General features: G+C 73.7%; 21 protein-coding genes. 19 read left to right on the forward strand and 2 right to left on the reverse strand.

Features of this window, described 5'->3' with window-relative positions; genetic code table 11:
* Positions 1-13: 13 nt before the first annotated feature.
* From hisD to ABZ434_RS05825, 9 genes are all read left to right on the forward strand, one after another.
* Complete coding sequence (hisD, locus tag ABZ434_RS05785; RefSeq protein ID WP_359132388.1) at positions 14-1,336, forward strand: histidinol dehydrogenase; 1,323 nt, start codon at positions 14-16, stop codon at positions 1,334-1,336.
* The gene (locus ABZ434_RS05790; RefSeq protein WP_359132389.1) at positions 1,333-2,490 is read left to right on the forward strand and encodes a histidinol-phosphate transaminase; all 1,158 of its coding nucleotides are present in this window, start codon (positions 1,333-1,335) and stop codon (positions 2,488-2,490) included. Before hisD ends, ABZ434_RS05790 begins: the two co-directional genes overlap by 4 nt.
* A complete protein-coding gene (gene hisB, locus ABZ434_RS05795; protein WP_136328297.1) occupies positions 2,487-3,089 on the forward strand; it encodes an imidazoleglycerol-phosphate dehydratase HisB in 603 nt (200 codons plus the stop codon). Before ABZ434_RS05790 ends, hisB begins: the two co-directional genes overlap by 4 nt.
* Positions 3,086-3,253 carry a hypothetical protein gene (locus ABZ434_RS05800; protein ID WP_168713658.1) on the forward strand — a complete coding sequence of 56 codons (168 nt, stop codon included), beginning with the start codon at positions 3,086-3,088 and terminating at the stop codon, positions 3,251-3,253. The genes hisB and ABZ434_RS05800 overlap by 4 nt, the downstream gene beginning before the upstream one ends.
* A gap of 10 nt (positions 3,254-3,263) precedes the next feature.
* A complete protein-coding gene (gene hisH / locus ABZ434_RS05805; protein WP_359083251.1) occupies positions 3,264-3,905 on the forward strand; it encodes an imidazole glycerol phosphate synthase subunit HisH in 642 nt (213 codons plus the stop codon).
* A complete protein-coding gene (gene priA, locus ABZ434_RS05810) occupies positions 3,905-4,630 on the forward strand; it encodes a bifunctional 1-(5-phosphoribosyl)-5-((5-phosphoribosylamino)methylideneamino)imidazole-4-carboxamide isomerase/phosphoribosylanthranilate isomerase PriA (RefSeq protein WP_148017770.1) in 726 nt (241 codons plus the stop codon). Before hisH ends, priA begins: the two co-directional genes overlap by 1 nt.
* Positions 4,627-5,022 (forward strand): RidA family protein, encoded by a 396-nt coding sequence (locus tag ABZ434_RS05815; RefSeq protein WP_359132391.1) that lies wholly within the window; start codon positions 4,627-4,629, stop codon positions 5,020-5,022. The genes priA and ABZ434_RS05815 overlap by 4 nt, the downstream gene beginning before the upstream one ends.
* The gene (gene hisF / locus ABZ434_RS05820; RefSeq protein ID WP_359132393.1) at positions 5,022-5,777 is read left to right on the forward strand and encodes an imidazole glycerol phosphate synthase subunit HisF; all 756 of its coding nucleotides are present in this window, start codon (positions 5,022-5,024) and stop codon (positions 5,775-5,777) included. Before ABZ434_RS05815 ends, hisF begins: the two co-directional genes overlap by 1 nt.
* Before the next feature lie 236 nt (positions 5,778-6,013).
* On the forward strand, positions 6,014-6,898 hold the full coding sequence (locus ABZ434_RS05825) for an alpha/beta hydrolase (protein ID WP_359132576.1): 885 nt from the start codon (positions 6,014-6,016) through the stop codon (positions 6,896-6,898).
* A gap of 82 nt (positions 6,899-6,980) precedes the next feature.
* On the opposite strand, the gene ABZ434_RS05830 is transcribed toward ABZ434_RS05825, so the two are convergent.
* A complete protein-coding gene (locus tag ABZ434_RS05830) occupies positions 6,981-7,757 on the reverse strand; it encodes an alpha/beta fold hydrolase (protein WP_359132395.1) in 777 nt (258 codons plus the stop codon).
* Between the two features lie 161 nt (positions 7,758-7,918).
* On the opposite strand from ABZ434_RS05830, the gene ABZ434_RS05835 reads away from it, so the two are divergent.
* From ABZ434_RS05835 to ABZ434_RS05845, 3 genes are all read left to right on the forward strand, one after another.
* The gene (locus ABZ434_RS05835) at positions 7,919-11,278 is read left to right on the forward strand and encodes a LuxR family transcriptional regulator (protein ID WP_359132397.1); all 3,360 of its coding nucleotides are present in this window, start codon (positions 7,919-7,921) and stop codon (positions 11,276-11,278) included.
* A gap of 212 nt (positions 11,279-11,490) precedes the next feature.
* Positions 11,491-12,861: a helix-turn-helix domain-containing protein gene (locus ABZ434_RS05840; protein ID WP_359132400.1), complete on the forward strand. Its 1,371-nt coding sequence runs from the start codon at positions 11,491-11,493 to the stop codon at positions 12,859-12,861.
* Positions 12,862-13,574: 713 nt separating this feature from the next.
* Complete coding sequence (locus ABZ434_RS05845) at positions 13,575-15,176, forward strand: cation acetate symporter (protein WP_359132401.1); 1,602 nt, start codon at positions 13,575-13,577, stop codon at positions 15,174-15,176.
* 27 nt (positions 15,177-15,203) lie between these two features.
* On the opposite strand, the gene ABZ434_RS05850 is transcribed toward ABZ434_RS05845, so the two are convergent.
* Positions 15,204-15,836 (reverse strand): TIGR03085 family metal-binding protein, encoded by a 633-nt coding sequence (locus ABZ434_RS05850; RefSeq protein WP_359132402.1) that lies wholly within the window; start codon positions 15,834-15,836, stop codon positions 15,204-15,206.
* 84 nt (positions 15,837-15,920) lie between these two features.
* On the opposite strand from ABZ434_RS05850, the gene hisI reads away from it, so the two are divergent.
* The 7 genes from hisI to ABZ434_RS05885 all read left to right on the forward strand — a co-directional run bounded on the left by hisI (position 15,921) and on the right by ABZ434_RS05885 (position 20,650).
* Positions 15,921-16,304: a phosphoribosyl-AMP cyclohydrolase gene (gene hisI / locus ABZ434_RS05855; RefSeq protein WP_359132403.1), complete on the forward strand. Its 384-nt coding sequence runs from the start codon at positions 15,921-15,923 to the stop codon at positions 16,302-16,304.
* 11 nt (positions 16,305-16,315) lie between these two features.
* Entirely contained in the window at positions 16,316-17,803 is a 1,488-nt protein-coding gene (locus ABZ434_RS05860) for an anthranilate synthase component I (protein ID WP_359132405.1), read from the forward strand.
* Positions 17,804-17,853: 50 nt separating this feature from the next.
* On the forward strand, positions 17,854-18,513 hold the full coding sequence (locus tag ABZ434_RS05865; RefSeq protein WP_359132406.1) for a TIGR02234 family membrane protein: 660 nt from the start codon (positions 17,854-17,856) through the stop codon (positions 18,511-18,513).
* Positions 18,514-18,644: 131 nt separating this feature from the next.
* A complete protein-coding gene (locus tag ABZ434_RS05870) occupies positions 18,645-18,893 on the forward strand; it encodes an HGxxPAAW family protein (RefSeq protein WP_148022565.1) in 249 nt (82 codons plus the stop codon).
* A 158-nt stretch (positions 18,894-19,051) separates the two neighbouring features.
* On the forward strand, positions 19,052-19,501 hold the full coding sequence (locus ABZ434_RS05875; protein ID WP_359132578.1) for a DUF2752 domain-containing protein: 450 nt from the start codon (positions 19,052-19,054) through the stop codon (positions 19,499-19,501).
* 115 nt (positions 19,502-19,616) lie between these two features.
* A complete protein-coding gene (gene trpC, locus ABZ434_RS05880; protein WP_359132407.1) occupies positions 19,617-20,426 on the forward strand; it encodes an indole-3-glycerol phosphate synthase TrpC in 810 nt (269 codons plus the stop codon).
* A 35-nt stretch (positions 20,427-20,461) separates the two neighbouring features.
* On the forward strand, positions 20,462-20,650 hold the full coding sequence (locus ABZ434_RS05885) for a tryptophan synthase subunit(beta) (protein ID WP_359132580.1): 189 nt from the start codon (positions 20,462-20,464) through the stop codon (positions 20,648-20,650).
* Positions 20,651-20,684: the final 34 nt, after the last annotated feature.

The raw sequence follows: 20,684 nt of genomic DNA on the forward strand, positions 1-20,684 counted from the left end.
AGAGAATTGCGGTGTGATCTCTCGAATCGATCTGCGCGGCGAAGCCCTCCCCGAGGGCGGCGCCCTGCGCGACCTGCTGCCCCGTGCCGAGTTCGATGTGGAAGCCGCCCTGGAGACGGTGCGGCCCATCTGCGAGGACGTACGCCATCGTGGCTCGGCGGCAGTGATCGACTGGGGGGAGAAACTCGACGGCGTGCGGCTCGGCTCGATCCGGGTCCCGGCCGACGCGATCTCCGGTGCGCTGGACACGCTCGACCCCGCCGTCCGCGCCGCCCTGGAGGAGTCGATCCGCCGGGCCCGCCTCGTCCACCGCGAGCAGCGCCGCACCACGCACACCACCCAGGTCGTGCCCGGTGGCACCGTCACCGAGAAGTGGGTACCGGTCGAGCGCGTCGGGCTGTACGTCCCGGGCGGGCGTTCGGTCTACCCGTCCTCCGTCGTGATGAACGTGGTCCCCGCCCAGGAGGCGGGTGTCGAGGGCGTCGCCGTCGCCTCCCCGCCGCAGAAGGAGTTCGGCGGCCTGCCGCACCCCACGATCCTGGCTGCCTGCGCCCTGCTCGGCGTCGACGAGGTGTACGCCGCCGGCGGCTCCCAGGCCATCGCGATGTTCGCGTACGGCACCGAGGACTGCCTGCCCGTCAACCTCGTCACCGGCCCCGGCAACATCTACGTCGCCGCCGCCAAGCGTCTCCTCAAGGGCCGCATCGGCATCGACGCCGAGGCCGGCCCCACCGAGATCGCGATCCTCGCCGACGCAACCGCCGACCCGGTCCACGTCGCCGCCGACCTGATCAGCCAGGCCGAGCACGATCCGATGGCAGCCGCCGTCCTGGTCACCGACTCCGAGGAGCTCGCCGCCGCCACCGAGGCCGAGCTGAAGCCGCAGGTCGCCGCGACCAAGCACGTCACCGACCGGATCGAGCCCGCACTGGCCGGCCGGCAGTCCGCGATCGTCCTGGTCAACGACCTGGAGGACGGTCTCACGGTCGTCGACGCGTACGCCGCCGAACACCTGGAGATCCAGACCGCCGACGCGGCCGCCCTCGCCGGCCGCGTCCGCAACGCCGGCGCGATCTTCGTCGGACCCTGGTCGCCCGTATCCCTCGGCGACTACTGCGCCGGCTCGAACCACGTCCTGCCCACCGGAGGCTGCGCCTGCCACTCCTCGGGCCTGTCCGTGCAGTCCTTCCTGCGCGGCATCCACATCGTCGACTACACGCGCGACGCGCTCGCCGAGGTCACCCACCACGTGGTGACCCTCGCCGAGGCGGAGGACCTCCCCGCCCACGGCGCCGCGCTCAAGGCCAGGTTCGGGTGGAAGGTTCCGCAGCAGTGACGAACGACAGCACCACGGGCGCCGGCTCCGAGGACGGCGGCACCACGCACAACGCCTGGGACGACCTCCCGATCCGCGACGAACTGCGCGGCCAGTCCCCGTACGGGGCGCCCCAGCTCGACGTACCCGTCCGGCTGAACACCAACGAGAACCCGTACCCGCTCCCCGACGCACTCGTCGACCGGATCGCCGAACGGGTCCGCGAGGCCGCCCGCGACCTCAACCGCTACCCCGACCGGGACGCGGTCGAGCTCCGCACCGAGCTCGCCCGCTACCTCACCCGCACCGCCGGGCTCGAGGTCACCCGCGCCCACGTATGGGCGGCCAACGGCTCCAACGAGGTGCTCCAGCAGCTGCTGCAGACCTTCGGCGGGCCCGGCCGCACCGCGATCGGTTTCGAGCCCTCGTACTCGATGCACGCCCTCATCGCCCGCGGCACCGGCACGGGCTGGATCTCCGGCCCGCGCAACGAGGACTTCACCATCGACGTCGACGCGGCCCGTGCGGTCATCGCCGAGCGCCGGCCCGATGTCGTCTTCATCACCTCGCCCAACAACCCCACCGGCACCGCGGTCGACGCGGAGACCGTCCTCGCGCTGTACGACGCCGCGCAGGCCGCCCGGCCGTCGATGGTCGTGGTCGACGAGGCGTACGGCGAGTTCAGCCACCACGCCTCGCTGCTCCCGCTGATCGAGGGCCGCCCCCACCTGGTGCTCTCCCGCACCATGTCGAAGGCGTTCGGCGCCGCCGGACTGCGGCTCGGCTACCTCGCCGCGGACCCGGCCGTCGTCGACGCCCTCCAGCTGGTGCGGCTGCCGTACCACCTGTCCTCCGTCACCCAGGCCACCGCCCTCGCCGCCCTGGAGCACACCGATACGCTCCTCGGGTACGTCGCGCAGCTCAAGGGCGAGCGCGACCGGATCGTCACCGAGCTGCGTGCTCTCGGCTTCGACGTCACCGACTCGGACGCCAACTTCGTCCAGTTCGGCCGGTTCGCCGACAGTCACACCGCCTGGCGGCACATCCTCGACCGGGGCGTCCTGGTCCGGGACAACGGCGTACCGGGATGGCTGCGGGTCTCCGCAGGGACCCCGGCAGAGAACGACGCGTTCCTCGATGCGGTACGCGAACTGAAGAAGGAGCACGACGCATGACTCGCGAGGCCCGCGTAGGAAGAGTGGAGCGGACCACCAAGGAAACCTCCGTCGTCGTCGAGATCAACCTCGACGGCAGCGGCAAGGTCGATGTCGCGACCGGGGTCGGCTTCTACGACCACATGCTCGACCAGCTCGGCCGCCACGGACTGTTCGACCTCACGGTCAAGACCGACGGCGACCTGCACATCGACTCGCACCACACCATCGAGGACACCGCCCTCGCACTCGGTGCCGCGTTCAAGCAGGCCCTCGGCGACAAGGTCGGCATCTACCGCTTCGGCAACTGCACCGTCCCGCTGGACGAGTCGCTCGCCCAGGTCACCGTCGACCTCTCAGGCCGCCCGTACCTGGTGCACACCGAGCCCGAGAACATGGCGCCCATGATCGGTGCCTACGACACCACGATGACCCGGCACATCCTGGAGTCGTTCGTCGCCCAGGCGCAGATCGCCCTGCACGTCCACGTGCCGTACGGGCGCAACGCCCACCACATCGTGGAGTGCCAGTTCAAGGCGCTCGCCCGCGCCCTTCGCTACGCCAGCGAACACGACCCGCGCGCCGCAGGCATCCTTCCCTCCACGAAGGGCGCCCTGTGACCGGCCTCAACACCGTCCTGATCCTGGTCGGCCTCTTCCTGGCCGGCGGGGTCTACTCCTTCTCGAAGCAGGGCATGCCCAAGGGCGTCATCGTGCTGCTCGGGATCGCCTCCGTGATGTGCCTGGTAGCGGGCGTCATGCGGATCCAGGGCCTCTGGGACTGAGGGAGCACACGTGGATACGAAGAAGAAGGTCGTCGTCTTCGACTACGGCTTCGGCAACGTCCGGTCCGCCGAGCGTGCCCTTGCCCACGTCGGCGCCGACGTCGAGATCACCCGCGACTTCGACACGGCGATGAACGCCGACGGGCTGCTGGTGCCCGGCGTCGGTGCGTTCTCCGCCTGCATGGAAGGGCTGAAGAAGGCCCGCGGCGAATGGATCATCGGCCGCCGGCTCTCCGGCGGACGCCCCGTCATGGGCATCTGCGTCGGCATGCAGATCCTCTTCGAGCGCGGCATCGAGCACGGCGTGGAGACCGAGGGGCTCGACGAGTGGCCCGGCACCGTCGGCCCGCTCCAGGCCGATGTCGTCCCGCACATGGGGTGGAACACCGTCGAGGCGCCCGAGGACTCCCGGTTGTTCGCCGGACTCGACGCCGAGGCCCGGTACTACTTCGTGCACTCGTACGCGGCGCACGACTGGTCCCTCGAAGTCACCAACGCCAAGATCCGTGCCCCCAAGGTCACCTGGGCGACACACGGCGAACGGTTCGTGGCGGCCGTGGAGAACGGCGCGCTGTGGGCCACCCAGTTCCACCCCGAGAAGTCCGGCGATGCCGGCGCCCAGCTGCTGACCAACTGGATCGAGACGCTGTAATGCCGAAGCTTGAACTGCTCCCCGCCGTAGACGTCCGCGACGGCCAGGCGGTCCGCCTGGTGCACGGCGAGTCCGGCTCCGAGACCTCCTACGGCTCCCCGCTCCAGGCCGCACTCGCCTGGCAGCGCTCCGGCGCCGAGTGGCTGCACCTCGTCGACCTGGACGCCGCCTTCGGCACCGGCGACAACCGGGCGCTGATCGCCGAGGTGGCCGGCGCCATGGACATCAAGGTCGAGCTCTCCGGCGGCATCCGCGACGACGCCACGCTCGCCGCCGCACTCGCCACCGGCTGCCGCCGCGTCAACCTCGGCACCGCCGCGTTGGAGACCCCCGAGTGGGTCGCCAAGGTCATCGCCGAGCACGGCGACAAGATCGCGGTCGGCCTCGACGTCCGCGGCACCACGCTGCGCGGCCGTGGCTGGACCCGCGACGGCGGCGACCTCTACGAGACGCTGGCCCGCCTCGACTCCGAGGGCTGCGCCCGCTACGTCGTCACCGACATCGCCAAGGACGGCACGCTCCAGGGCCCCAACCTGGAGCTCCTGAAGAACGTCTGCGCGGCCACGGACAAGCCGGTCGTCGCCTCCGGCGGCGTCTCCTCGCTCGACGACCTGCGGGCCATCGCCTCGCTCGTCCCTGCGGGCGTCGAGGGCGCCATCGTCGGCAAGGCGCTCTACGCGAAGGCGTTCACCCTCGAAGAGGCGCTGGAGGCGGTCTCCGTATGAGCGACTCCGTCAAGCGCATCTCCTCCGGCGCCCCCTGGGAGGAGAAGTTCGGCTACTCCCGGGCGGTCGAGCTGCCGAACGGGCTGGTGCTGGTCGCCGGGTGCACGTCGGTGGTGGGCGGCGCGATCTCCGCAGGCGGCCCCTACGAGCAGACCGTCACCTCCTTCGAGGTCGCCTTCGAAGGGCTGAAGCAGCTGGGCCTCGGACGCGCGGACGTCGTCCGTACCCGGATGTACGTCACCCACGCCCGGGACACCGACGAGGTCGGCCGCGCCCACAAGGAGCTGTTCGACGACGTGCGCCCCGCCGCCACCATGGTCATCGTGTCCGGTCTCGTCGACCCGAGCCTGGTCGTCGAGGTCGAGGTCGAGGCCTACCGGGCAGGTGCGTGATGACGCTCGCGGTACGTGTCATCCCCTGCCTCGACGTGGACAACGGGCGGGTCGTCAAGGGCGTCAACTTCCAGAACCTGCGCGATGCCGGTGACCCCGTCGAGATGGCGAAGCTGTACGACGCCGAGGGCGCCGACGAGCTGACCTTCCTCGACATCACCGCGTCCAGCGGCGACCGGGAGACGACCTACGACGTGGTGCGCCGCACCGCCGAGCAGGTCTTCATCCCGCTCACCGTGGGGGGCGGGGTCCGTACCCCGGACGACGTCGACAAGCTCCTGCGGGCCGGCGCCGACAAGGTCGGCGTCAACACCGCGGCCATCGCCCGGCCGGACCTGATCCGGGAGATCGCCGAGCGCTTCGGCCGCCAGGTCCTGGTGCTCTCCGTGGACGCCAGGCGCACCCCCGCGGGCACCTTCGAGGTCACCACGCACGGCGGCCGCAAGGGCACCGGCATCGACGCCGTCGAGTGGGCGCACCGGGCAGCCGAGCTCGGCGCGGGCGAGATCCTGCTCAACTCGATGGACGCCGACGGCACGAAGGACGGCTACGACACCGAGATGATCGCCGCCGTGCGGGCGCACGTGAGCGTTCCCGTCATCGCCTCCGGCGGCGCGGGCCGGCTCGCGGACTTCGCACCGGCCATCGACGCCGGGGCCGACGCGGTCCTCGCCGCATCCGTCTTCCACTTCGGCGATCTGCGGATCTCCGAGGTCAAGGGTGCCCTGCGGGAGGCCGGACACCCCGTCCGCTGAGGGCGTGCGGGAGGGGACCGGCCGTGAAGGCCGGTGAAGTTGCCGATGTGTGCCCCCGGGGTGCACCGCGAAAGTGGCGACCGCCAGAGAACAACGGCGGTTCCACGCGGTGCACCCCGAACGGCCCCCGGTGACGACGGGCCCTCGGCCCCTGCCCGGCGTGGCTCCCGCCACGACCGAGAGGACCCCCCCTCGTGCAGCACCTCCCCTCCGGCGACACCTCCTCGCGCCACCGGATGTCGAAGAGCCGCGCCCGTCTCGTCAAGGGCCTGCTGGCCGCCACCGTCGCCACCGCGGGTCTGTGCACCGCGCTGGTGCCGGGCGCCCAGGCCGCCGACAACCCCTACGAGCGAGGCCCGGCCCCCAGCAACTCCAGTATCGAGGCGAGCCGCGGCTCGTACGCGGTCTCGCAGACCAGCGTCTCCTCGCTCGGCGTCACCGGATTCGGCGGCGGCACGATCTACTACCCGACGTCCACCTCGGACGGCACCTTCGGCGCGGTCGCCATCTCGCCGGGCTTCACCGCCTACCAGTCGAGCATCGCCTGGCTCGGACCGCGGCTCGCCTCCCAGGGCTTCGTCGTCTTCACCATCGACACCAACACCACGCTGGACCAGCCCGACAGCCGGGGCCGCCAGCTCCTGGCCGCGCTGGACTACCTGACGAAGTCGAGCTCGGTGCGTACCCGGATCGACACCTCCCGGCTCGGCGTGATGGGCCACTCCATGGGCGGTGGCGGCACCCTGGAGGCGGCCAAGAGCCGCACCTCGCTCAAGGCGGCGATCCCGCTGACCGGCTGGAACACCGACACCACCTGGCCCGAAGTCCGTACACCCACGCTGATCTTCGGCGCGGACGGCGACACGATCGCCCCCGTCGCCACCCACTCGGAACCCTTCTACCGGTCGCTTCCGAGCACACTGGACAAGGCGTACGTGGAGCTCCGCGGAGCCACGCACTTCACCCCGAACTCCTCCAACACGACGATCGCGAAGTACAGCATTTCGTGGCTGAAGCGCTTCATCGACAATGACACCCGCTACGAGCAGTTCCTGTGCCCGTTGCCGTCGGTGAGCCTGACGGTCGCCGAGTCGCGGGGCAACTGCCCCCACACCTCGTAGCTCCAGGCTCCGACAAGGGGTGAGGGCCGGACCGCGCACGGCGGTCCGGCCCTTCGCCGTCGGGCGACCCCGCCGTGGCGCGTCAGTCGTCCTCGGTGAGGAACCCGGCGACGGAGGCGGCGAACCCGGGATCGCGGACAACCGTGAGATGGTCGCCGGGCAGCACCGTCAGCCGCGACCCCGCGAGGGCGCCGGCCAGCACCTCGGGCCGCGCGGCCAGGGGATCGCCCGCCCCGGCGAGAACCAGGGTGGGTATCCGGATCCGGTCCAGCGGCAGCGGCGCCCGGTGCAGCGAGCGGAGCTGAGCCGCGAGGGCCAGCCGGTCGGAGCCCGTGGTGTCGGCCAGGATCCGGAAGCCCCGGGTCCGCTCGGGGGCGTCGGCCGCGTCCTCGGCCGTCAGGGCGGCCGCCACCAGCTCCGGAGGCATGGCCCGGGTGTCCAGCCCGCCCAGCTCCACCGCGCCCGCGCCGATCCCGCCGACCACCAGCCGGGTGATCCGCTCGTCATCGGCGGCCGCGAGCAGCGCCACGACCGCCCCCATCGAATAGCCCGCCAGATGCACTTCCCCGGAACCGGTGCGGTCGATCAGCTGTCGCACGTCCCGGGCCATCAGCGACTCGCCGTACAGGGAGTCGTCGTGCGGCTTGTCCGACGAACCGTGTCCCCGGGCGTCGAGGGCGTATACGTGGCGGCCCCGGGCGACCAGGGCCTCGACCACACCGGGGCCTTCCCAGTTCAGCCGGGCATGGGCGGCGAAACCGTGCAGCAGAAGCACGGGGGGCAGCCCGCTCCGGGGCCCGCGGGACCAGGACCAGTACCGCAGCGTCAGGCCGTCGTCCGTACGGAATTCATCAGTCATGGCCCGACGTTACGGGCGGCGCGCGCGAGAGCAGGCCCGCCTTGTGCGCGTGCACAGCGAGATGCGGCTCGCCTTGGGAGGGTGCCCCGCAACCGGCCGGGGGCGGGGAGGGGCCGGACGCACATCTTCCGGCGCTGTATACGCGGAAGTAACGTGCTGGTGTGACTCCATCGACGACCGTGCACAGTCCGCTCCGGCTGTACGGCCGCAGCGGTGAACTCGCCATCCTCGACACCCTGTTGGCGCGGCTGCACAGGGGTGACGGCGGCTCGCTGGTACTGACCGCGCTGCCCGGCACCGGCCGCACCGCGCTCCTGGACAGCGCCGTGGCCGCGCACCGCGAGCGGCGTGCCGGCCCGGTCCTGTCCGCCACCGCGGCCCCCGACGAGCAGCGGCTGCCGTACAGCGGGCTGCACGCCCTGCTCTGCTCCGCGCCGGGCCCGCTTCCGCTGCCGCCCGACAGGGTGCTGCGCGACGGCATCACTCCCACGGCGCTTCTCGTGCTGCTGCGAGAACTCGGCTCCGCCCGCCCGTTGTTGGTGTGCGTGGACGACGGGCACGCCTGGGACCCCGATTCGCGCGCCGCCCTCGTCTTCGCGGCCCGCAGGCTCGGCGCGGGCAGCCGGGTCGCGGTGGTGATCGGTTCCGGTGACGAGACGAGCTTCGCCGGACTGCCCGCGCTCCGGCTGGGCCCCCTGGACGACGACGCGGCGGCGGCCCTCCTGGACCGGATCACCGACGCGACCGGCGTCGGGGAGCAGCTCGACCCCGTGGTCCGCGGCGAACTCCTGCGGGAGGCGGCCGGCAACCCCCGGCTGCTCGCCGGACTGGCCGCCCGGCTGACCCCCGGCCAACTCGCCGGACGCACCCCGCCGCCCTGGCCACTGCCCGGCGCGGAGGATGTTCTCGACGCGCACGCCGCCCGCCTCGACGGGCTGCCCCCGGAAACCCGCACGCTGCTCCTGCTCGCGGCCGCGGCGCAGGAGCACGAGCCGGAGGGGGCAGGAGCGGACATGGCCCTCCTGCTTCGCGCGGCCGCCTCGGCCGGCCTCGGCCCCGCCGTGCTCGACCAGGCCCTGCTCACCCCGGCCGGGACCGCCGGGGCCCTCCAACGGGCGGGCGACCGCCTCCACTTCAGCCACCCCCTGGTGCGCCGGGCGGTCCTGCACAGCGCCTCCCCGCAGCATCGCCGAGCAGTGCACGGACTGCTCGCCACCCTGCTGACGACCGCCCCGGCCGGCGCCCGGGGACGCGTCCGCCGGCCCGGGCGACGGGCGGCCGGACCTGGAGGCGGGGAAGGGCGCTCCGGCGGCCCGGCCTCCCGGACCGGGGCGGGGGTTCCGTACCTGACGGCAGCTGGTTCCCGCCCCGGCGACGGCGGCCGGGCGACAAGTTCCGGCTTCCGGGCGGGTGACGGCCCGGTGACCGCTCCGAGTCTGCTTCCGGGCGAAGTCCCGGTGACCGACTCCGGACTCCGCCCGGACGACGGCTGGGCGGCCGCTGCCGGCCTGCGTCCAGGTGACACCCGTACGGCCGGTTCCGTGCCCGGCCGTGCCCCTGGGGACGCTCGTGCGGCCGGTCCGGTGCCTGGTCCTGGCCTCGGGGGCGTCCGTGCGGCTGGTTCCGGTTCCGCCCCCGGCCCTGTTCCCGGTGACGCCCGTGCGGCCGGTCCCGTCCCTGGCCGTGTTCCCGCCGAGTCCCGCGCGATTGCACCCGCCCCCGCCCCTGCCCCCGTTCCGGTCCACGGCGGTGCCACCTGGCCCGGAACGCCGCTGCCCCCTCAACAGGGCACGTCCCGGTCCGGACCGGGGCACCGTGCGGCCGGGCCGTCCGTGCTGCCCGCGCTCGTCCAGCGTGCCTGTGCCGCCGCGGGGCCCGACGACGGGCTGGCCGACGCGCTGGAGGCTGCGGCCGTGGCTCCGCGCCCGCATGCCGAGCGGGCGGCCGCGCTCGCCCGTGCCGCGGTGCTCACCACCGACGAAGCGGTGCGGGCCGCGCGGTTCGCCGCCGCCGCCGAGCACACCCGGCTCGCGGGTGACGCGGGCAGGGCCCGTGCGCTGCTGGCCCGGGCCGGCGCCCGCCCCGCACACGACGGCGCGCATCTGGTGCGCGGACTGCTCGCCCTGCGCGACGGGCCCGCCGCCGACGCCCATGAGGCCCTCCTCACCGCTGCGGCGCTGCTCGCTCCGCACGACCCGCGCCGCGCCCTCGACGCCCGCCTCGGTGCCGCCGAGGCGGCCTGGGCGATGGGGGACGCGCTGGCGTACCTCGACGCCATGAGCCGGATCCCGGGCTCCGCGTCCGATCCGGCCCTCGCCCAATACTGCGATGGCATGAGCGCGGTGCTGTGCGGACGCATCGCCGAGGGGCAGGCACTGCTGCGCCGCTGCCTCGACGCGGCCGGCCGGGCGGAGGGATCGGCCCCGCTGCTCCGCGGCGGCGTCTCCGCCCTGGTGCTGGGCGACATCGACGCCGCCTGCCGGCTCGGGACCCGCGCCCTCGCCGCCGTACGGTCGGCCGGCCCCGAGGCCCTGCTGCCGCAGGCCCTGGAACACCTGGCGTACGCCGAGCTCCGGGCCGGCCGCCACGCCCCCGCCCGCGCCCACGCGCTGGAGGGCCTGCACGCCGCCCGGCGTACCGGACAGCCCAACACCGCATCCCACCTGCACGCCGTGCTCGCCCTCACCGCTTCCGTCGAGGGCGGCGCGGAGGCCTGTACCGCCCATGCCGACGCGGCCCTCGCCGGGGCCGGACCCCACGGACTCGCCCAGGCCGCGACCCTCGCCACCTGGGCACTCGCCCGCGCGGACCTGGCGGCGGGGCGCTCCGGCGAGGCCGCGGCCCGGCTCGACCCGCTCGTGCGGCCCGGCCCCAGGCGCGGGCACTTCGCCACCCGGATGCTCGCCGTACCGTGCTACGTCGAGGCGTCCGTCCTGGCCGGACGGGCGGACCGGGGCAGGGGAGCGGACCCGGTCGCCGACGCCGTGGCGGAGTTCGCCGTGTGGGTCACGCGCACCACCGATCCCCAGGCCCCCGCCCAGCTGGCCCGCTGCCGCGCCCTGTTGGCGGCACCGGCCGATGTGGCGGGACGGTACGAGGAGGCGCTCGCCCACCACGACCGCGCGGGCGGCGACTTCGAACGCGCCCGCACCCAACTGCTGTACGGGGCGTGGCTGCGTCGGCGCCGCCGCACCCGGGAGGCAAGGGGGCCGCTGCGGGACGCCCTGGTCGCCTTCGAACGGTGCGGCGCGCGTGCCTGGACGGACAGGGCGAGCGGAGAGCTGCGGGCCGCCGGGGAGGCCGTGGAGGGCTCGGCCTCGGCGGGCGGCACGCATCCGCTGGCCGCGCTGACCCCGCAGCAGCAGCGCATCGCCCGGTGCGTCGCGGAGGGGGCCACCAACCGTGAGGTGGCGCTGCGGCTCTCGGTGAGCACCCGGACCGTCGACCACCATCTGCGCAATGTGTTCGCCGCGCTCGGAGTGCGGTCCAGGACCGAGCTGGCCAGGTTGCTGGACCGCTGAACAGCCTCCGGCGAAGGGCTCGGGTTTCGGCTCCGAGTCCGAGAGGTTGCAGGACCGTGATGAGAAGAACGCCGCAAACCTCTAGGTACCGACTGGGCGGTATGCCATTCTGCGGGCGTCAGGATGATTCGGTGTGCTCATGCCCAATGCCGGGCTGGGTGAACCGGAGCCGGCCGTATTCCGGAGCCGGCCGAATCCCGGTGGAGGCCGCCATGCCGCAGGTCGTACGTTCACGGGTCAGGGTGCTGCACGGGCCGCCCCCCGTCGCTCCGATGCCACGCCGCTTCCGTTCGCTGGCCGATCGAGAGGCCGTCGCCGTACTGCACCGCGCTGCCCGGGTGCTGATCGAGGGGCTGCCGGAGCTGACGGACCGGCTCGTCGAGGCGCTGCGCGAACAGGAGCCCGCCTATCGTTCGGCCATCGAGGCCGACGCGTCGGAGATCTGGCAGGAGGTTCACCACTCGCTGCGGCACAACGTCGGATCGCTCATCCAGCCCCGGGAGTTCCGGGAGGCCGCCCACCGCACCTCCCGGCGGATCGGCGAGGTCCGTGCCGAGCAGGGCCTGCCGCTCGACGCGGTCCTGCACGCCTTCCGGATGGGCGGTGCGATGGTCTGGCAGGACCTGGTGGACGACACCGCTCGCCGCCACCCCGAGGACATCCGGCTGCTGGTGCATGTCGCGGCGGACGTCTGGAACTTCGTGGACGAGCACTGCGGAGTCGTCGCGGACGCCTACCGCCAGACCGAGCGCAGGCTGACCTGGCGGCGGGAGAACCGCCAGCGCCTGATGACGGCGGCGCTGCTGGACGGCACCGCGCAGATCGCCGAACTGCCGGACGCCGCAGCGATGCTGGGGCTGCCGGAGCACGGCAGGTACGCGGTGCTCGCGGTCTCCGCCGCCCGCCGCGCCCCGCACGGCACCGCGCAGCCGCCGATGACGCTGCCCGCCGGGACGGACGCGCTCTGGCACCCGGGCCCGGACGCGGAGTTCGCCATCCTTCCGCTGGCCTGGAACGAGGGGGAGGCGGACCCTGCCTGCCCGCTCACCGACACGGCGACCGGATCCGCGACCGCCGAGGGCCACGAAGCACCCGCCGGTGCGGTCGACGGCGACACCGGACTCGCCGCGCTGGCAGCCTCGTTGTCCGCCCCGCCCGGCACACGGGTCGGCATCAGCTCGGTCGTCGACGGGCTGGCTGCCATCGGGGACGCCCGGCGGCTCGCCGAGACCGCCCTGCGGGCCTGTCCGGCCGGGGGAGGGGTCGTCCTGCTCGACGAGCAACTGCCCGCCGCGCTGGTCGTCTCGTCCCCGGGACTCGGTGCGGCCCTGGCGGCGCGGGTGCTGGGGCCGCTGGACCGGCTGGACCCGGCCGACCGGGACGTGATCATCGAGACGCTCACGGCGTGGCTCGACTCGGACGGCTCCGCGCAGCGGGCGGGGGCCCGGCTGTACTGCCACCGCAACACGGTCCTGAACCGGTTGCGCCGCTTCGAGCAGCTGACCGGCCGCTGTCTGACCCGCCCGTCCGACGCCGTCGAGGTCTCCCTCGCCCTGGCGGCCCGCCGCCTGCTGGCGGGCTGAGAGCGGGGGAGTGCCCCCGCTCGCGCGCTCCCCGGCGGGCACCTGCTCCGCGCGCTCCCCGACGGGCACCTGCTCGGCGCGCTCGCCGACGGGCACCTGCTCGGCGCGCTCGCCGACGGGCACCTGCTCGGCGCGCTCGCCGACGGGCACCCGCTCCGCGCGCTCCTCGACGGGCTGAGAGCGGGGAAGCGCCCCCGCCACGCTGCTCGCCGGCGGGCGTGCGCCTGCCCCGACGGCAGCGTGCGCGAGGCGCTCACGCACGGCCGCGCCGACCGTACGTGAGTGGTCTGCGCGTTGTCCTGACGCGTGGCCTCGTTCGTGCCGTCGGCGTCCACCGAGCGGCCCCGCGCCGTGTGTTGGCGCGTGGCCTCGTCCGTACCGTCGGCGTCCACCGAGCGGCCCCGAGCCGTATGCTCGCGCACCGCCTTGTCCGCACCGTCTGTGTCCCGCGAGCGGCCCGAGCCAAGTGTTCCCGCGCGGCCTCGTCCACCGCCTGCCCCCGTCCGGCGGCCTGCGCGATGTGCTCGCGCACAGATCCGGCCCGTACCGGCTGTACCCACGCAGCGCACCCGCCCCACCCGCTGTACGCGGGCCCGGGCGCCTGATGCCGTGGCCGGCATGCCTTCAGTGCCCTCGATCCCTCGCGCGCCCCGCGTCACCGCGGGCGCCTGCGCACCTGCCGCCAGCTGTGTCCCGGCTCCGGGAACGCGCCGGTGAGCGGCGGCTTCGACGCGCGGTCCCTGGCCGTGGTCGTCTTCCTCGGATTCGTCGCCGTGTCACTGCTGCTGTGCGGGCTGGCCGCGGCGGACCAGGACGACCCGGAACACTTCTACGCGGGCGGCGGCTCCGCCCTCGGTCCGGCCGGGAGCGGGCTGGCCATCGCCGGTGACTACATCTCGGCCGCCACCCTGCTCTCCACCACCGGTTCCGTCGCCCTCGCCGGATTCGACGGCATCCTCTTCGCCGTCGCCACGGTCGCCTCCCTGGTCCTGGTGATGCGGATCCTGGCCGAACCGATGCGCCGCAAGGGCGTGTTCACCCTCGGCGACTTCCTGGCGGACCGGCTGGGCGATCCGACCGTACGCCGCGCCCTGGGGATCACCACACTGGTCGTGCTGGCCCCGCTGCTGCTGGTGCAACTCGCCACCGCGGGACGGGTCATGGCCTCCGTGTTCGGGCTGCCCGACGGCGCGCTCACCAGTTGCACCGTCGCCAGCGGCGCCCTGATGGTCTGCTACTCGGCCGTCGGCGGCATGCGCGGCACCGGCTACATCCAGATCGTCAAGGTCGCTGTGGTGCTGGCCGCGGTGACCCTGCTCGCCGGGCTGGTGCTCGCCCGCTACGGCTGGAACCCCTTCACCCTCTTCGACGCCGCACAGCAGGGCAGCGGTGCCGGCGGGTCCTACGCACGCCCCGGACTGCAGTTCGGCCACACCTTCGCCGGCACCCTGGATCTCCTCGGCTTCCAGCTGACCCTGGTCCTCGGAGCGGCCTGCATGCCGCACATCATGATGCGGCTGCACCCCATGCGCGACAGCTGGACCGTGCGCCGGGCCACCGTCTGGGCAGCGGCCCCGGTGGCCTACCTGTGCGCAGGGGTCGTCGTGGTCGGCCTCGGTGCGTCCGCACTCCTCGGCCACAAGGTCATCCAGGCAGCGGACCCGGCAGGCGGCACCGCGCTGCTGCTGGTGACCGGTGCGCTGGACCCGGGCGCCGACGGGCCGCGCGAGAGCCTGCTGTTCGCGTTCGTGGCCTGCGCGGTGTTCGCCACCACGCTGGCCGCGGTGGCCGGCATCACCCTGGCCGCCGCCTCCTCCGTCGCCCGCGACTTCGCGGCGAAGGCCCGGTCCCGTACGGCCGCCCGCTCCGACCGGTCCGCCGGGCGCGAGATCCTCCGCGCCCGCCTGGCCGTCGTCCTGACCGGCGCGCTCGCCGTCTACGTGTCCATGTACACGCACGACCGCAATCCGCAGGTGCTGCTCTCGCTCTCCTTCGCCGCCGCCGCGTCCGTACTGCCGCCGGTCCTGCTGTACGCGCTGTTCCGGCCGGGTTTCAACGCGCGCGGGGTGCGCTGGACCGTCTACGGCACGCTGCCGCTGATCGTGACCCTGATGGTGTTCTCACCCGCGTTCTCCGGCACCCACATCGCACTGTTCCCGACCCGCGACTTCCACTGGTTCCCGCTCCAGACGCCGGGCCTGGTCACCATCCCCGCCGGGTTCCTGCTGGGCCACCTCGGCTCCCGTGCCGGACGGCGGGAGCCGCCGGTGCCGCCCGGGCCGCGGCCGCACCGCGCCGCGCCTCTCACGCGGTAGCGGGCCGCGGCACGCCGGGCGGTCCGCCTACATGCCGAGCTTCGCCGTCGTCAGCCGGCCGATCGCGTCCGGCTCGCCCTCCATGTCCACCCGCGCCGCGTCCTGCCGCCCGAACGCGAACAGCAGCAGCTCGCCCGGCTCGCCCGTCACCGTCACCACCGGGGTGCCCTTGTGCGCGACCGCCGTCTGCCCGTCCGGACGGCGCAGCACCAGCCCCACCGGGGCCTTGCGCCCCAGGACCCTGGCCGCCTTCTCCGTACGCGACCACAGGACGTCGGCGAACACCGGGTCCGGCTCCCGCGCCGACCAGTCCGGCTGGGCGCGGCGGACATCCTCCGTGTGCACGTAGAACTCGACGGTGTTCGCCGCCTCGTCCAACTGCTTCAGCCCGAACGGGGACATCCGCGGCGGACCCGTACGGATGAGCTGGATCAGTTCCTCGTACGGCTTCTCGGCGAACTCGGTCATGACCCGGTCACGCCTGTTCCTCAGCGGGCCGATCAAGGTGCCGGCCGCCGCGTCCGGCCGCCGCTCCCTCACCACCACATGGGCCGCCAGATCGCGGGCCGTCCAGCCGTGGCAGAGCGTCGGGGCCTCCGGGCCCACGGCCTCCAACAGGTCGGCAAGCAGAAGTCGTTCGCGCTTCGCATGGGTCGACATGCCCGCCAGCGTACGACCGCCGTCCACCGTCCGCCCAGTGGACGCACGCCCGGACGGCCTCCCCGACCACGGCACAATGGGCGTATGACCAGCACGCCCACGCCCGGCACGCCCCGGCCCGCCAGCGACCTCGACCCCGCCATCGCCGCCCGCCTCAAGCGCGGCGCCGACGGGCTGGTCCCGGCCATCGCCCAGCAGTACGACACCGGCGAGGTGCTGATGCTCGGCTGGATGGACGACGAGGCGCTGCACCGCACCCTCACCACCGGCCGCTGCACCTACTGGTCGCGCAGCCGCCGGGAGTACTGGGTCAAGGGCGACACCTCCGGCCACATCCAGCTGGTCAAGTCCGTAGCCCTCGACTGCGACGCCGACACGGTCCTGGTCAAGGTCGACCAGACGGGTGCCGCCTGCCACACGGGCGACCGCACCTGTTTCGACGCCGACGTCCTTCCGCTCGGACAGTAGGGTCTGCCGCCATGGACCTCGACACGTTCCGCAAGCTGGCCGTCGACCGGCGCGTCATCCCCGTCACCCGCAGGCTCCTCGCGGACGGCGACACCCCGGTCGGTCTCTACCGCAAGCTCGCAGGGGAGCGCACCGGCACCTTCCTCCTCGAATCCGCGGAGAACGGCCGCACCTGGTCGCGCTACTCCTTCATCGGCGTACGCAGCGCCGCCACGCTCACCGCCCGCGACGGCGAGGCCCACTGGCTCGGTACCCCGCCGGTCGGCGTCCCCGTGGCCGGCGACCCGCTCCAGGCCCTGCGCGCGACCATCGAGACCCTGCACACCCCGCACGACCAGGAATCCGGGCTGCCGCCCTTCACCGGCGGGATGGTCGGCTACCTCGGCTACGACATCGTGCGCCGGCTGGAGAAGATCGGCGAGAGCGGCGGTGACGATCTGAAGCTCCCCGAGCTGACGATGCTGCTCACCTCCGACCTCGCGGTCCTCGACCACTGGGACGGCAGCGTCCTGCTCATCGCCAACGCGATCAACCACAACGACCTGGCCACCGGCGTCGACGAGGCGTACACGGACGCCGTCGCCCGGCTCGACGCCATGGAGCGGGACCTGAGCCGCCCCGTCGAGAACGCCCCCGCCGCCCTCCCGCCCTCCGAGCTCCCGCCGTACACCGCGCTGTGGGGCGGCCCCGCCTATCAGGACGCCGTCGAGGACGTGAAGGAGCGCATCCGGGCCGGCGAGGCCTTCCAGGTCGTGCCCTCCCAGCGCTTCGAAACCCCGTGCACGGCAAGCGCGTTGGACGTCTACCGGGTGCTGCGCGCCACCAACCCCTCGCCGTACATGTACCTCTTCCGCTTCGAGGGCTTCGATGTCGCGGGCTCCAGCCCCGAGGCCCTCGTCAAGGTCGAGGACGGCCGCGCGATGGTCCACCCGATCGCCGGCACCCGGCACCGCGGCGCCACCCCCCAGGAGGACCAGGCGCTCGCCGACGAACTCCTCGCGGACCCGAAGGAACGCGCCGAGCACCTGATGCTCGTCGACCTCGGCCGCAACGACCTGGGACGGGTCTGCGAGCCCGGCAGCGTCGAGGTCGTCGACTTCATGTCGATCGAGCGCTACTCGCACGTGATGCACATCGTGTCCACCGTCACCGGCCGCGTCGCCGAGGGCCGCACCGCCTTCGACGTCCTCACCGCGTGCTTCCCGGCGGGCACCCTCTCCGGCGCCCCCAAACCACGCGCCATGCAGATCATCGAGGAGCTCGAACCCACCCGCCGCGGACTGTACGGCGGCTGCGTCGGCTATCTCGACTTCGCCGGGGACTCCGACACCGCCATCGCGATCCGCACCGCGCTGCTGCGGGACGGCACGGCCTACGTCCAGGCCGGCGCCGGTGTCGTCGCCGACTCCGACCCGGTCGCCGAGGACACCGAGTGCCGCAACAAGGCCGCGGCGGTGCTGCGCGCCGTGCACACCGCCAACCGGCTCGGCGCCTGCTGAGGGGCCGTCCCCCAGGGGGGCGGTCGGCCGGTCCGGGGGCGTAAGGGATAGTGGAGTACGTGAGCGCTGTCCCCGTACCCCAGCCCCGTGCCGAAGCCGCCGCCGCGCCCGACAGCGCGGGAAGCCGCCGAAGCCTGGCAGCCGGCCTGCTCCTCGGGGCAGCCGGAGCCACCGTCGTCCTGCTCGCCTCCGGGCAGACCTGGGCCGACGGCAAGGCCGTGGTCGGCGGCGGCGCCCTGGCACTGAAAGCCGAGGGGCAGGACGTCACCGGCGTCCCCGCTGCCCTCGCCATAGTCGGTCTGGCCGCCCTCGTCGCCGTCTTCGCCGTCCGCGGCGCCGGCCGGCTCGCCGTCGCGGGGCTGCTGGCCCTCAGCGGGCTCGGCGCCGCGCTGAGCGCCTACCTCGGCGCCACCGACAGCGGCGCACTCGACGAGAAGGCCGCCCGGTCCACCGGCGACACCTCCGCCACGATCGAGGCCCTCGGCCACACCGCCTGGCCCTACGTCACCGCGGCAGGCGGACTGCTGATCCTCTTCGCCGGGCTCCTCGCCCTGCGCTTCGGCAGCCGCTGGCCCACGATGTCCGGACGGTACGAGCGCGACGGCACCCCGCGCCCCCGCAAGGCCCGTCCCACCGCCCCGGATCCCGACCGGCCCGAGGACCTGTGGAAGGCGCTGGACCGCGGCGAGGACCCGACGCGCGAGGCATGACCCCCCAGCTCACGTCGTACCCGCGCGTACGGGACAATGACCGTGAGCTCGCAGCACAGCGGCACCCACAGCGGCACGGTTGCGGCGACCCCGAGCGATACCAACAGCGCAACACCAACGAGGAGCAACTCATGGCGGGCAGCAGCCACGGACACACCCCGGCCGCCTGGACCGGTGTCATCATCGCCTTCATCGGCTTCTGCATCGCGGGCGTCTTCATGGTCGCGGCCAACCCGCTGGGCTTCTGGGCCGGAATCGTCGTCGTCTTCGTCGGCGGGATCGTCGGCCTCGCGATGAAGGCCGCCGGCCTCGGCATGCCGAAGGAGTCGGCGGAGCTGGCAGCGGCCAGGGCCCGCGCCGGACAGGCGCAGACGTCCTGAATCCCTTCCGGGGACGCACCCACGCAAGGCGCAGCCCGGCCCGGGCTGCGCCTTTCCGCATCAGCGGCGACAATCACCGGGTGGACGCCTCGCCTTCCCCCACCCCTCCTTCGCAGGCCGCCGCCGTGCCGCCCCCCGGTCCGCAGCCGGTGACCGGCGTGCCCCCGGCACCCGGCCACGGACCGGCGCCCGTACGTGCGCCCGTTCCCGCCTCGCGGCTGCGCAGGGTCGCCAAGCCCGCCGGCGTCCTGGCGGGCGTCCTCGCCGCCTTCGCGTACGTCGGCACCGTGGACCCCAACGAGACCGGCCACTACCCGGTCTGTCCGCTGCTCCGGCTCACCGGCATCTACTGCCCGGGCTGTGGCGGACTGCGCAGCGCCCACGCCGTCGCCCACGGTGACATCGCGGCGGCGCTCGGCTCCAACGCCGTCGCCGTCGTCGGCTACGCGGTCTTCGCGGTGCTCTGGGTGCTCTGGATGGTCCGCGCGGCCGCCGGGCGGCCGCTGCGGATCGAGCCGAAAGCGGTCCACTGGTGGGCGATCGGATCCGTACTGCTGATCTTCTCGGTGGTCCGGAACCTGCCGTTCGGATCGGCGCTGGCGCCGTGAATGCCCAGGTAGTGGGACACCCGCCAGGCGGATGCGGGCCCATGGGCCTCCTGCGGATACCATCGACATGGCCAGTCCTGTTCCCTTGTCAACGTCCCGGAAGGGGGCCTCTCGCGTGAGTGTGCTCGACGAGATCATTGACGGCGTTCGCGCCGACCTCGCGGAGCGGCAGGCGCGCGTAAGCCTCGACGAGCTCAAGGAGCGCGCCGCGCGCGCTCCCCAGGCCAAGGACGGAGTCGCCGCCCTGCGCGGCGAGGGTGTGACCGTCATCTGCGAGGTCAAGCGCTCCAGCCCCTCCAAGGGGGCCCTTGCCGCCATCGCCGACCCGGCCGCGCTCGCCGCGGACTACGAGGCCGGCGGGGCGTCCGTCATCTCGGTGCTCACCGAGGAGCGCCGCTTCGGCGGCTCGCTCGCCGACCTGGAGGCCGTCCGCGCCAAGGTCGACATCCCGGTCCTGCGCAAGGACTTCATCGTCACCTCGTACCAGCTGTGGGAGGCACGGGCCTACGGCGCCGACCTCGCCCTGCTGATCGTCGCCGCCCTCGAGCAGAAGGCCCTGGTCTCGCTGATCGAGCGCGCCGAGTCGATCGGCCTGACGCCGCTCGTCGAGGTGCACGACGAGGAGGAGGCCGAGCGCGCGGTGGACGCCGGAGCGAAGATCATCGGTGTCAACGCACGCAACCTGAAGGACCTCAAGGTCGACCGTTCGGTCTTCGAACGCGTCGCCCCCGAGATCCCGGCCCACATCGTCAAGGTCGCCGAGTCCGGTGTCCGAGGACCGCACGACCTCATCGCCTACGCCAACGCCGGCGCGGACGCCGTGCTCGTCGGCGAGTCCCTGGTCACCGGCCGCGACCCGCGGGGAGCCGTCGCCGACCTGGTCGCCGCGGGCGCCCACCCGGCTCTCCGGCACGGACGGGGCTGAACCGACCCGTGGCCGCCGACCGTCCCGCCACCCGCATCCGGCCGGGCCTGCGCCCCGCCGGGGCGAGCGCCCGGGACCCGCACGCGCCGCTGGCGCGCGGCTGCCGCCCCCGCGGCTGCCGCGCTCCCGCCCGGCGTGTGCACGGCCGGCGCGTGCGGTACGTGATCGGCGACGAGCCCGGACAGGTCAACGGCATGCGATGGCGCACGGGGTCCGCGCAGTAAGCGAGCCCCGGCCGTCGCACCCCGCCCCACCCGG

Source organism: Streptomyces sp. NPDC005761 (assembly GCF_040630635.1).
Lineage (GTDB): Bacteria > Actinomycetota > Actinomycetes > Streptomycetales > Streptomycetaceae > Streptomyces.